The sequence below is a fragment of the Sphingobacterium litopenaei genome (genome assembly GCF_014692495.1).
Classification (GTDB): domain Bacteria; phylum Bacteroidota; class Bacteroidia; order Sphingobacteriales; family Sphingobacteriaceae; genus Sphingobacterium; species Sphingobacterium litopenaei.
This window is the reverse complement of the sequence record NZ_JACOIJ010000026.1, coordinates 37,104-50,745: the sequence shown is the minus strand read 5'-3', so window position 1 is coordinate 50,745 and position 13,642 is coordinate 37,104. Positions and strand designations below refer to the sequence as shown.

Annotated in this window: 7 protein-coding genes; 2 read left to right on the top strand and 5 right to left on the bottom strand. The window is 38.4% G+C overall.

Annotation, left to right across the window (positions count from 1 at the left end; all coding sequences use genetic code 11):
* Window positions 1–182: 182 nt before the first annotated feature.
* The 3 genes from H8B04_RS12725 to H8B04_RS12715 are packed head-to-tail and all read right to left on the bottom strand — an operon-like array spanning window position 183 to window position 3,588.
* Complete coding sequence (locus H8B04_RS12725) at window positions 183–1,544, bottom strand: MFS transporter (protein WP_223815415.1); 1,362 nt, start codon at window positions 1,542–1,544, stop codon at window positions 183–185.
* A gap of 42 nt (window positions 1,545–1,586) precedes the next feature.
* Window positions 1,587–2,753, bottom strand: coding sequence for a mannonate dehydratase (uxuA, locus tag H8B04_RS12720; protein ID WP_190302592.1), 1,167 nt, complete (start codon window positions 2,751–2,753; stop codon window positions 1,587–1,589).
* A gap of 13 nt (window positions 2,754–2,766) precedes the next feature.
* On the bottom strand, window positions 2,767–3,588 hold the full coding sequence (locus tag H8B04_RS12715; RefSeq protein ID WP_190302591.1) for an SDR family oxidoreductase: 822 nt from the start codon (window positions 3,586–3,588) through the stop codon (window positions 2,767–2,769).
* Between the two features lie 173 nt (window positions 3,589–3,761).
* Between H8B04_RS12715 and H8B04_RS12710 the strand changes: the two genes are divergently transcribed.
* Both H8B04_RS12710 and H8B04_RS12705 read left to right on the top strand, forming a co-directional pair.
* Window positions 3,762–4,763, top strand: a complete 1,002-nt coding sequence (locus H8B04_RS12710; RefSeq protein WP_165291605.1) for a sugar kinase — start codon at window positions 3,762–3,764, stop codon at window positions 4,761–4,763.
* 4 nt (window positions 4,764–4,767) lie between these two features.
* The gene (locus H8B04_RS12705) at window positions 4,768–5,403 is read left to right on the top strand and encodes a bifunctional 4-hydroxy-2-oxoglutarate aldolase/2-dehydro-3-deoxy-phosphogluconate aldolase (RefSeq protein WP_165291604.1); all 636 of its coding nucleotides are present in this window, start codon (window positions 4,768–4,770) and stop codon (window positions 5,401–5,403) included.
* A 73-nt stretch (window positions 5,404–5,476) separates the two neighbouring features.
* Here the strand turns inward: H8B04_RS12705 and rpoC are convergent, their stop codons facing one another.
* Entirely contained in the window at window positions 5,477–9,751 is a 4,275-nt protein-coding gene (gene rpoC, locus H8B04_RS12700; protein ID WP_190302590.1) for a DNA-directed RNA polymerase subunit beta', read from the bottom strand.
* A gap of 72 nt (window positions 9,752–9,823) precedes the next feature.
* Complete coding sequence (rpoB, locus tag H8B04_RS12695) at window positions 9,824–13,633, bottom strand: DNA-directed RNA polymerase subunit beta (protein ID WP_165291602.1); 3,810 nt, start codon at window positions 13,631–13,633, stop codon at window positions 9,824–9,826.
* Between the last annotated feature and the right edge of the window lie 9 nt (window positions 13,634–13,642).

Sequence of the window (13,642 nt, the reverse complement as noted above, 5' to 3'; positions counted from 1 at the left end):
TACCGCCGGCTTCCTTCAGATTCCCCCTCGCGAAGGACACCCTTGCCTTAAGTTAACGTTTCCCACTATCAAGGCACGTTCGGGACTTACACCCTAGAGTTCACGCCCATGCCGGGCGCACATAAAAGTAAAAAGCTCGTTTTAAAAAACGAGCTTTTTACTTTTATCTTATTATTGATTTGTTAAACTTCTACAAGTTTCATTTTAGGAACTAAAGATTTCATAATGAACCATGCCACTATATAGGCTACGGCACAAATACTAAACATAATAGTGTATCCTGTGTCAATATTACCCAAAGCGTCATATTTATCAAAAAGAAATCCACCTAATTTTGACATCACCACACCTCCGATACCTCCAGCCATACCGCCAATTCCTGTAACAGATGCAACCGTAGTTTTTGGGAACATATCCGATACTGTAGAAAAGATATTTGCAGACCATGCTTGATGTGCAGAAGCACCTACTCCTATCAATAAAACAGGAACCCAATAAGAAATATCACCGAATGGCTGAGCCAATAATACTACTAATGGGAATAATGCTATAATTAACATGGCTTTCATACGCCCATCGTAAGCATTATAACCTTTATTGATAAAGTACATTGGAAACCAACCTCCACCTATACTTCCAACCATTGTCATACTATACAATACAGCCAAAGGAAGCATGATTTGCGTTCCTGTCATCGCATATTGATCTTTTAAGAAAGAAGGCAACCAGAATAAGAAAAACCACCATACTCCATCAGTCATAAACTTACCAATAGCAAAGGCCCAAGTCTGTTTGAAGCTCAACAATTTGTACCAAGGAATATTGTATTTAATTTCATTACCGGAAGCATCTTCTGTCGGTAATAAAGTATCGCTATTAATATATTCTAACTCAGCCGCAGAAAGACGTTTTTGCTTAGATGGTTTTTCATAGAATATAAACCAGAAAATCAACCATAAGAATCCAACAATACCCACAACCCAGAAAGCCGATTGCCAGCCCCAGGTTACGGCCATCCAAGGCACAGTCAATGGTGCTAAAATAGCACCAATATTAGAACCAGAATTGAAAATACCTGTCGCTAAGGCACGTTCTTTTTTAGGGAAATATTCTGCCGTAGTTTTGATGGCTGCTGGAAAGTTTCCAGACTCCCCAAAACCTAATAATACACGAGATACCATAAAACCTATTACAGAAACGGATAATCCTGTAATTCCTAATACCCCTAGAATAGTAGCTGAAAATCCACCAACTTCAACAGCATAAGCATGTAAAATAGCTGCCAATGACCAAATAACAATGGCCCAAGCAAATCCTTTTTTAGTTCCCAACTTATCGATAAATCGACCAGCAAACAGCATAGCTATGGCATAAGAAAACTGAAAAGCTGCTGTAATATTAGCGTAATCTGTTTTAGTCCATCCAAACTCTTCTTCTAAAGTTGGATGTAATAAACTTAAAACCTGTCTATCTAGATAATTAATCGTAGTTGCAAAAAAAAGCAAGGCGCATATAGTCCACCTATATTTCCCAATATTCCCCATAATCTTATTTTATATAATTCTGTTATCGTATATTATCTTGAATTAACTTCCTAAGATACCTAATTCCAAACCTCGCAATTCTGCCAAACCTCTTAATCTACCTATAGCGGAATAACCAGGATTTGTCACTTTATTCAAATCATCCAACATTTGATGACCATGATCAGGACGGAAAGGAATTGCTGTATCTCGTTTTTGATTTTCAGCAACAATAGATTTCATTATTTTGTACATATCCACATTACCCTCTAAATGGTCTGCCTCATAAAAATTGCCTAATTCATCAATTTGTACGTTCCGCAAATGCGTGAAGTACACTCTATCTTTGATAAGATCAAAAATGGACAATAAATCATTATTTGGATTAGCCCCTAAAGATCCTGTACAGAAACAAAATCCATTGAAAGGTTGGTTAACTCCTTCCAAAATAGCTTTATAATTATCGTAGTTAGAAACCACACGTGGCAATCCTAAAATAGGAAATGGCGGATCATCTGGATGAATAGTCATCTTTATACCAGTTTCTTGACACGTATCTGCTATCTCACTCAAGAACCAAAGCAGATTATCCTTTAGCCCTTCAGTTCCAATATTTTTATAAATATTAATGCTAGCAGTCAAATCTTCTAATAGAATTTCCTTTTCTGTAGGAATGCCCATCAAAATATTTTGCGTCAAAAGTTTCAAATCCGCGTCAGTAAGTGAAGTTAGCTTCTCTTCTACCTGTGCTAAAATTTCTGCATTATAATCTTTCTCCGCACCTTCACGTTTTAAAATATGGATATCAAACAAGGCCAAATCTGACCAGTTAAAATATAACGCCTTCGAGCCGTCTATCATCTCATATTCCAAATCTGTACGTGTCCAATCCAATACGGGCATAAAATTGTAACATACTGTTTTGATTCCGCACGAAGCTAAATTTCGAAGTGTTTGCTTATAATTTTCAATATATTTACCCGCATCCGCAGATCTTGTTTTAATTGCTTCATGTACAGGAACAGATTCAACGACAGACCAAGTTAAACCTGCCGATTCAATAATATTTTTTCTTTCCAGAATATCTTCAACTGGCCATATTTCGCCATGTGCTATATAATGTAAAGCTGATACGATTCCTGTTGCACCTGCTTGTTTCACGTCTGACAAACTCACCGAATCATTCGGCCCATACCATCTCCAAGTTTGTTCTAATTTCTGTTTGCTCATTTATATTTAACGTTTATACTCCAGTCCAAGCTGTAAAACCACCATCAACATATAATACTTCGCCATTCACGAAACTTGCCGCATCACTCAATAGAAATACTAATGCTCCTTCTAATTCTGAAGGATTTCCTAGACGTGAAAAAGGTGTATTGTTTATAAATTTTTGTCCTCTCTCAGTGTATGATCCATCTGGATTAGTAACCAGTGCTCTATTTTGTTCAGTTAAGAAAACTCCTGGAGCAATAGCATTCACGCGCACTCCATCTCCATAACGAAGAGACAACTCTGTAGCCATCCATTTTGTATAGCCTACAATTCCTGTTTTCGCTACCGTGTAGCCCAAAACACGTGTAATAGCCTGATGCGAAGACAGAGAAGCAATGTTGATAATTGAACCTTTACCTTTTTCAGCTATGACCTGGCCAAATATATGTGTAGGAATGATGGTACCATTTAAATTTAATTCGATAGCTGCTAAGGTATCAGTGACTGCTACCTCAAATAGATTTTTATCTGGTCCGATAGTAGCATTTGGCATATTGCCTCCAGCTGCATTAACCAATCCATCTATTGTACCCCATTTTTCTAAAATCTGCTCTTTGGCACGTATAATTTGTTCTTCCTTCAGTACATCTGCTTGGATAGCAAGCCCTTCCCTACCTAAGGATTCTACCAATTGAACACGTTCTATAGCCTTCTCTAGATTTCGGCCTAAAATAGCAACTTTGGCACCCGCTTCGGCCAATGCTTTTACAAAAGATTCTCCGAGTATTCCTGTTCCTCCTGTAATAATGATAACTTTCCCTTTTAAGGAAAATTGATCCAATATACCCATGATATGATACTGTCTTAAAATAAGGTTTATAACTATTATAAAGGTGCTAATATCAGGCTACAATTAAAAAAAATACAACGATTATTTACGGTAACGATTTCGCAAAATTATAAATGGTCTGCTTCGAGTATTTTGTAAAGTATTTGTAATTTGGGTGATTATTGAAATCTAAAATGAATAAACCTAATAAAAGAGTATTGTGTTTTGGAGAACTACTTGTTCGCCTCCAATCTACTGCAGATTCATTTTTCGGCAATCAACAAAATACACTTAAAATTTATGCTGGTGGATCAGAAGCAAATGTAGCTGTGACACTTGGACAGTTAGGTATTGCTACAAGCTATTTCACGGCCGTTCCGAAAAACGCAATATCTAAAGAAATTGAAAGTATACTTGAATCAAAACAGGTAGATACTTCGAAAATTTTGCATCAAGGCGATCGTATAGGTTCTTACTTTTTGCTCTCGGCAAATGGTTTGACAAGCGGCGAAGTAATCTATGATCGCAAGTACTCTGCTTTCAGTGATTTGAAAGTGGAAAATATAAATTGGGACAAACTTTATGACGGAATTGATTGGTTTCACTTTACAGCCATCACGCCAGCACTGAATGAAAGTCTAGCTTATCTAACAGAAGTAGCTTTAGAAGAAGCTATAAAAAGAAATATTACGATATCTGTAGACCTGAACTACCGAAGTAAATTATGGCAATATGGAAAAGATCCTATAGAGATAATGCCGAACTTAATTCGATATGCGGATGTTGTTATGGGTAATATTTGGGCTTCTAATAAAATGTTGGGAACCAGTATTCAAGAGCATTTGGATAGAAGTACCTCAAAAGAAGAATATGTAAATTTTGCAAACCAAGTAGCGTACGAAATGATGGAAAAATTCCCAAAAGTTAGTCAAGTTGCTAACACCTATCGTTTCATGGATAATCCTAAGCACAACCTATTTTATGGAACCTACCACACACGCGAAACAAATGTATTTTCTGATACACGTGAAACTTTTGAAGTCATAGATCGTATTGGTAGTGGAGACGCTTTTATGGGCGGATTGATCTACGCATTAATAAACGAATTGCCCGCACAAGAAATTATTGATACAGCAACAGCCGCTGGTTTCGAAAAACTTTTTGTGAAAGGTGATTTAGGAAATGGTAAAATCTAACATAATGAATATACGAGAAACTATACAAGCCTATCCCGTAATACCAGTATATTATAATGACGATGCTGAAAAATGTATTGAAGTGGTTAAACAATGTTATTCTGGTGGAATTCGGGTATTTGAATTTGTAAATCGTGGAGCCAAAGCTTTAGAAAATTTCAAAATCTTACTGGAATACAAAAACGAAAATCTCCCTGATTTAAAATTGGGCATTGGTACAATTAAAACAGCAGAGCAAGCTAGAGAGTTTGCAGAAGCAGGAACTGAATTTTTAGTCAGTCCAATTGTCAAAGCAGAAATAGCTGTCGTTGCAAAAGAATATAATTTGGATTGGATTCCTGGTTGTATGACCCCAACTGAAATAGCTTTAGCTGAAGAATTAGAAGCTAAATTGGTTAAATTATTTCCAGGTGATACTTTAGGACCTAACTTCCTAAAAGCCATTAAACCATTATTTCCTACATTGAAGTTTATGCCAACAGGTGGAGTGGATACTACTAAAGAAAGTATTAAATCTTGGCGACAAGCAGGTGTATTCTCTGTAGGATTGGGTTCAAAATTATTTGCTGCTCCAAACGAAGCCTCCAATGAAAATTGGTTAGCTGAAAGATGTACACAATTATTAGAATGGGCTAAATAATTACAATTTAGATATAAGAAGTAAAGGCTTTCCAAAATTGGAAAGCCTTTACTTCTTATAAGGAAGAAGAAGATTAATCTTCTTCTTTCGAAGCCAATAATTGATCGTATTCTTCGCGAGAACCTACGATAATATTGCTGTAAGAACGTAAACCTGTACCTGAAGGAATCAAGTGACCTACGATTACGTTTTCTTTCAAACCTAATAAGTTATCACGTTTACCAGCGATCGCTGCCTCATTCAATACTTTAGTAGTTTCTTGGAAAGAAGCCGCCGAGATGAATGATTTAGTACCTAATGAAGCACGTGTGATACCTTGTAGCATAGGGCTTGATGTAGCTGGAACAGCATCGCGTACTTGAACCAATTTCAAATCCTGACGTTTCAAGTTAGAGTTTTCCTCACGCAATCTACGTAAAGTAACGATCTGACCTGGACGCAATGTATTTGAATCACCAGCATCTACTACTACTTTTTTATCAAATAACGAATCGTTTTCTTCCATGAAGTCCCATTTGTTTACTGCTTCTTTTTCTAAGAAACGAGTATCTCCTGGATCTTCGATGTGAACTTTTTGCATCATTTGGTGTACGATTGTCTCAAAGTGTTTATCGTTGATTTTCACACCTTGAAGACGGTAAACCTCTTGAATACCATTAACGATATATTCTTGTACTGCAGCTGGACCTTTGATATTCAAGATATCGCCAGGAGCAATCTGACCATCCGATAATGGCATACCTGCTTTTACGAAGTCGTTATCTTGTACCAAGATGTGTTTCGAAAGTGGAACCAAGTATTTTTTAACTTGACCGTCACGAGACTCGATTGAGATCTCACGGTTACCACGTTTCACACCACCTAAAGTTACAACACCATCGATTTCAGTTACAACAGCTGGATTTGAAGGGTTACGAGCCTCGAATAACTCCGTTACACGAGGAAGACCCCCTGTGATATCTCGTGTCTTACCTGTAGAACGAGGGATCTTAACAAGGATAGCACCTTCTTTCAATTTTTGACCATCTGAAACTGCAACGTGAGCTCCTACTGGAATGTTGTATGAACGAACTACCTCACCTTTGTTGTCAAGGACTTTGATAGTAGGGTTTTTCGTTTTATCACGAGTTTCGATAATAACTTTCTCCTTGTGACCTGTTTGCTCATCAGATTCTTCACGGAAAGTAACACCTTCGATGATGGCATCGAATTCTACTTTACCCGCAAATTCAGAGATGATTACCGCATTATATGGATCCCAGTCAACAAGTTTAGTACCTTTTTCAACTTTCTCACCTTCTTTCACGTATAAGTTCGATCCGTAAGGAATGATTTGTTGGTAAAGAACTTTACCGTTGTTAACGATTTTGATCTCACCTGAACGACCTAATACAATTTGGTAAGGACCTTCTTCACCTTCTTTTTCTACTGTACGAACGTTTTCGAATTCGATAGTACCTTCGTATTTTGCGATGATAGATGAATCAGAAGCAATGTTAGAAGCCGTACCACCGACGTGGAACGTACGAAGTGTCAACTGTGTACCTGGCTCACCAATTGATTGTGCTGCGATTACACCGACAGCTTCACCCAACTGAACGCGTTTACCAGAAGCTAAGTTACGACCGTAACAACAAGCACATACACCACGTTTAGACTCACAAGTCAATACCGAACGAATTTCTAAACCTTCGATACCTGCTTCGTCAATAGCTTGTGCCACTTCTTCAGTGATATCTTCGTTAGCCGCTACGATTAATTCGTTAGTCTCAGGGTGGTACACATCATTTAATGGTGTACGACCCAAGATACGATCGTATAATGGTTCAACGATATCATCGTTATCTTTTAATGCAGTTGTATAAATACCTCTTAAACCTCCACAGTCGAAATCAACAACGATCATGTCTTGTGCTACGTCATGTAAACGACGAGTCAAGTAACCAGCATCGGCTGTTTTCAAGGCTGTATCGGCAAGACCTTTACGCGCACCGTGGGTAGAGATAAAGTACTCTAATACGGATAGACCTTCTTTGAAGTTTGATAAGATCGGGTTTTCGATAATTTCACCACCAGAAGATCCTGATTTTTGAGGCTTAGCCATCAAACCACGCATACCTGCTAACTGACGAATCTGCTCTTTCGAACCACGGGCACCAGAATCCAACATCATGTATACAGAGTTGAAACCTTGGTTATCATTCGAAAGAATTTCCATCACGTGTGACGTCAACTTATTGTTGATACGTGTCCAGATATCGATGATTTGGTTGTAACGCTCGTTGTTTGTAATGAAACCCATGTTATAGTTATTCATTACTTCTTCAACTTCAGCAGTAGCTTGAGCAATCAAATCCGTTTTAGCTGCAGGAATTTGAACATCTTGTAAGTTGAATGAAAGACCTCCTTTGAATGCTGTTTGGAAACCTAATTCCTTCATATCATCCAAGAACTGAGCAGCGCGCGCCATACCTGTAGTCTTAACGATCTCACCAATTACATTACGTAATGATTTTTTCGTTAAGATTTCATTGATATAACCAACTTCTTCTGGAACGATTTGGTTAAAAATTACACGACCTACTGTAGTCTCGATAATTTTTTGAACCAACTCACCGTTTTCATTCAAGTCTTTAGTTCGTACTTTGATCCAAGAGTGAAGATCTACTTGTTTCTCGTTCAAGGCAATAATTACCTCTTCTGGAGAATAGAAAGTACTTCCCTCCCCTTTCATCTTACGATTTTCATCCGATTTACGGCCTTTAGTAATATAGTAAAGACCCAATACCATGTCTTGAGATGGTACTGTAACTGGAGAACCGTTAGCCGGGTTAAGGATATTGTGTGCCGCCAACATTAAGATCTGAGCTTCCAAAATTGCAGCATTACCTAATGGTAAGTGAACCGCCATCTGGTCACCGTCGAAATCGGCGTTGAACGCTGTACACACTAATGGGTGTAATTGAATCGCTTTACCTTCTACTAATGTAGGTTGGAAAGCTTGGATACCCAAACGGTGAAGCGTAGGAGCACGGTTAAGTAATACTGGGTGTCCTTTTAATACATTCTCCAGGATATCCCATACGATAGGATCTTTGCGATCTACGATTTTCTTAGCCGATTTTACAGTTTTTACAACACCACGCTCTATCATCTTACGGATGATGAATGGTTTGTAAAGCTCTGCAGCCATATCTTTAGGAAGACCACACTCGTGTAGTTTCAAGTGAGGACCTACGACGATTACAGAACGAGCAGAGTAGTCAACACGTTTACCTAATAAGTTTTGACGGAAACGACCTTGTTTACCTTTCAAAATATCAGATAATGATTTCAACGCACGGTTACCTTCTGTTTTCACAGCGTTAACTTTACGTGAATTATCAAATAACGAGTCAACAGCCTCTTGAAGCATACGTTTTTCGTTACGTAAGATTACTTCTGGAGCTTTGATTTCGATCAAACGTTTCAAACGGTTGTTACGGATGATTACACGACGGTATAAGTCATTCAAATCCGAAGTCGCGAAACGACCACCATCCAAAGGCACTAAAGGACGTAACTCAGGTGGAATAATAGGAACGATCTTCACGATCATCCATTCTGGTCTGTTTTCGATACGCTCGTTAGCTCCACGGAAAGCTTCTACAACATGAAGACGTTTTAACGCTTCGTTTTTACGTTGTTGAGAAGTTTCGTTAGCAGCTTGGTGACGTAAATCGTATGATAACTGATCTAAATCAAGACGTTTCAATAATTCTTCTAACGCCTCAGCACCCATTTTAGCAACGAATTTTTGAGGATCGTTATCGTCTAAGTATTGGTTTTCTTTTGGTAAAGTATCTAAAATATCTAAATACTCTTCTTCTGTCAAGAAATCCATGTAAGAAATACCATCATCTTCTTTGATACCCGCTTGGATAACTACGTATCTTTCGTAGTAGATGATCATATCTAATTTCTTAGTAGGAAGACCTAATAAGTAACCAATTTTATTAGGAAGAGAACGGAAGTACCAAATGTGTGCAACAGGAACTACCAAAGCAATGTGTCCCATACGCTCACGACGTACTTTTTTCTCCGTAACTTCAACACCACAACGGTCACATACGATACCTTTATAACGGATACGTTTGTATTTACCACAGTGACATTCGTAATCCTTTACAGGACCGAAGATACGCTCACAGAATAAACCGTCACGTTCTGGTTTGTAGGTACGATAGTTGATCGTTTCTGGTTTAGTAACCTCACCGCTTGAACGCTCCAAAATAGTTTCTGGAGAAGCTAAGCTAATCGTGATTGAAGTAAAGTTACTTTTAATTTTATTATCTTTTTTGTAAGACATACGTTGTATAACTTAAAGATGTATGTTAGAGCATAAGAGGCTCATCGCCTCCTATGCTTGAATATTACTTGATTAATCTAATGTGATATCTAAACCTAAACCACGCAATTCGTGTACTAATACGTTGAATGATTCAGGAACAGATGGTGTTGGTAAGTTGTTACCTTTTACGATAGCTTCGTAAGTTTTAGCACGACCTACAACGTCATCTGATTTCACAGTTAAGATCTCTTGTAAGATGTTAGATGCACCGAATGCCTCAAGCGCCCAAACCTCCATCTCACCGAAACGTTGACCACCGAACTGAGCTTTACCACCCAATGGCTGTTGTGTAATCAATGAGTAAGGACCGATAGAACGAGCGTGCATTTTGTCATCCACCATGTGACCTAATTTCAACATGTAGATAACACCTACAGTAGTTGGTTGGTCAAAACGCTCACCTGTCAAACCATTGTGTAAATATGTACGACCTGATTTAGGTAATCCTGCCTTCTCTACCCACTCTTCTACTTGGTCCATTTCAGCACCATCGAAGATTGGAGTAGCAAACTTAACGCCTAATTTTTGACCAGCCCATCCAAGAACTGTTTCATAAATCTGACCTAAGTTCATACGAGAAGGTACACCTAGAGGGTTCAATACGATATCTACTGGAGTACCGTCTTCTAAGAATGGCATATCCTCATCACGTACGATACGTGCTACGATACCTTTGTTACCGTGACGACCCGCCATCTTATCACCCACTTTCAATTTACGTTTCTTAGCTACGTAAACTTTAGCCATCTGAACGATACCAGAAGGAAGCTCATCACCCACAGAAACTGCGAATTTATCACGTTTGAAAGCTCCTAATTCTTCGTTCAATTTAATATTGTAGTGGTGAAGCGCTAATTTAATTAACTCATTTTTGTCTTCATCAGTAGTCCAACCAAACGGATTAATGTTTGCATAGTCTAAGTCAGTTAAGATTTTTTGAGTGAATTTAGCACCTTTAGCTACTAACAACTCTTTGTATACATTATAGACACCTTGGCTAGTTTTGCCATTCACGATAGTGAATAATTTCTCTACCAAACGCTCTTTTAATACTCTTAAGTTTTTCTCGTGTGCTACTTCTAATTTTTCTAAAGCTTTTCTTTCAACTTCTTTAGACATTTTCTTAGCACGAGAAAATAATTTAGTATCGATAACTACACCTTTGATTGAAGGTGGAGTTTTCAAAGAAGCATCTTTTACGTCACCCGCTTTGTCACCAAAGATCGCACGTAATAATTTCTCTTCTGGAGAAGGATCTGATTCACCTTTAGGCGTAATCTTACCAATTAAGATATCACCTTCACCTACCTCAGCACCTACACGGATAATACCGTTTTCATCTAAGTCTTTAGTAGCTTCTTCCGATACGTTAGGGATATCAGCAGTTAATTCCTCTTCCCCACGTTTTGTATCACGTACTTCCAATTCAAACTCTTCAATGTGAAGTGAAGTGAAAATATCTTGAGATACTACACGCTCAGAGATTACAATCGCATCCTCAAAGTTGTATCCTTGCCAAGGCATGAACGCTACTTTCAAGTTACGACCTAATGCTAATTCGCCATTTTCAGTTGCATAACCTTCACATAATACTTGACCTTTAGTCACTTTCTGACCTTTCTTAACGATAGGTTTCAAGTTGATACAAGTATTTTGGTTGGTTTTCTTGAACTTAATTAATTTATATGTTTTGATATCATCGTCAAATGATACTAAACGCTCATCTTCATTACGTTCGTAACGGATTTTGATTTCTTCAGCATCAACATACTCTACAACACCATTACCTTCAGCATTGATCAATGTACGAGAGTCAGAAGCCACACGACCTTCCAAACCAGTACCTACGATAGGTGCTTGAGGGCGTAACAATGGCACCGCTTGGCGCTGCATGTTTGATCCCATCAATGCACGGTTGGCATCATCATGCTCCAAGAATGGAATCAATGAAGCCGCGATTGAAGTAATTTGGTTTGGAGCAACGTCCATATAATCCAATTTCTCTGGCTCAATAATAGGGAAGTCACCCTCGTATCTAGCTTTTACTTTTGGATCTACGAAGTTACCTTTATCATCGTAGTAAGCATTCGCTTGCGCGATTGTTTTGCCGTCTTCATCCTCAGCCGATAAGTAAACTACAGGCTCATCTACGACTACTTTACCGTCTCTTACTTTACGGTAAGGAGTTTCGATAAATCCTAAGTTGTTAATCTTAGCGTGAACAGATAAAGATGAAATCAAACCGATGTTTGGACCCTCAGGAGTTTCGATAGTACACAAACGACCGTAGTGCGTGTAGTGAACGTCACGAACCTCAAAACCAGCACGCTCACGTGATAGACCACCAGGACCTAACGCTGACAAACGACGTTTGTGCGTGATCTCAGCCAATGGGTTAGTTTGGTCCATGAACTGAGAAAGTTGGTTCGTTCCGAAGAACGAATTGATTACTGATGACAATGTACGAGCATTAATCAAATCAGTAGGTGTAAATACTTCGTTGTCACGAATGTTCATACGCTCACGAATAGTACGTGCCATACGAGCCAAACCTACACCGAATTGTGCATACAACTGCTCACCAACAGTACGTACACGACGATTTGACAAGTGGTCAATATCATCCACCTCAGCTTTAGAGTTGATCAAGTTGATCAAGTACTTCACGATAGCGATGATATCTTGACGAGTCAACACTTTAGTTTCAGGATCAGTATCCAACTTCAACTTACGATTAATGCGGTAACGACCTACATCACCTAAATCATAACGTTTGTCTGAGAAGAATAAACGATCGATGATACCACGAGCAGTTTCCTCATCAGGTGGTTCAGCGTTACGTAATTGACGATAGATATGCTCCACCGCTTCTTTCTCTGAGTTAGATGTATCCTTTTGTAAAGTGTTATATATGATAGAATAGTCCGCATTGTTTGCTTCATCTTCTTTCGCTAAGATAATAGACTTAACGCCAGCGTCGATGATCAAGTCAATGTGATCTTCTTCTAATACAGTTTCACGTTCAAGGATAATTTCGTTACGATCGATAGATACTACCTCACCAGTATCCTCATCTACGAAATCTTCCGTCCATTTATTCAATACCCTTGCCGCTAAACGACGACCAACGTATTTCTTTAATCCAGATTTACTAACTTTAATTTCATCAGCTAAATCGAATAATTCTAAGATATCTTTATCTGAATCATAACCGATTGCACGTAATAAAGTAGTAACTGGGAATTTTTTCTTACGATCAATATACGCATACATCACGTTGTTAACGTCTGTAGCGAACTCAATCCAAGATCCTTTAAAAGGAATTACCCTTGCAGAATAAAGTTTTGTACCATTTGTGTGTCTACTCTGACCAAAGAAAACACCAGGAGAACGGTGTAGCTGAGATACAATTACACGCTCCGCACCATTGACAACGAAAGTGCCCTTTGGTGTCATGTATGGAATTGTACCTAAGTATACATCTTGTACGATAGTTTCGAAATCTTCGTGTTCTTCGTCATTACAAGACAACTTCAATTTTGCTTTCAAAGGCACGCTATAAGTCAAGCCACGCTCAATACACTCTTGAATATCATAGCGAGGAGGATCAATGAAGTAATCCAAAAACTCTAGCACGAATATGTTTCTTGAATCAGAAATAGGGAAGTTTTCCGCGAAAACCTTGTACAACCCTTCCTGATGGCGGTTATCAGAAGTAGTTTCTAATTGAAAAAACTCCCTGAAAGACTCCAATTGCACATCCAAGAAATCAGGATAATCGATTACCTTTTTACTTGTAGCAAAATTTACTCTTTCGTTTTGAATATTATTGTTTGCCAAGGGAATAAG

Coding starts and splice junctions, on each gene's coding strand:
- H8B04_RS12725 (WP_223815415.1), bottom strand. CDS start 1,544: ATGGGGAATATTGGGAAATATAGGTGGACTATATGCGCCTTGCTTTTT.
- rpoC (WP_190302590.1), bottom strand. CDS start 9,751: ATGTCTTACAAAAAAGATAATAAAATTAAAAGTAACTTTACTTCAATC.
- H8B04_RS12715 (WP_190302591.1), bottom strand. CDS start 3,588: ATGGGTATATTGGATCAATTTTCCTTAAAAGGGAAAGTTATCATTATT.
- H8B04_RS12710 (WP_165291605.1), top strand. CDS start 3,762: ATGAATAAACCTAATAAAAGAGTATTGTGTTTTGGAGAACTACTTGTT.
- uxuA (WP_190302592.1), bottom strand. CDS start 2,753: ATGAGCAAACAGAAATTAGAACAAACTTGGAGATGGTATGGGCCGAAT.
- H8B04_RS12705 (WP_165291604.1), top strand. CDS start 4,768: ATGAATATACGAGAAACTATACAAGCCTATCCCGTAATACCAGTATAT.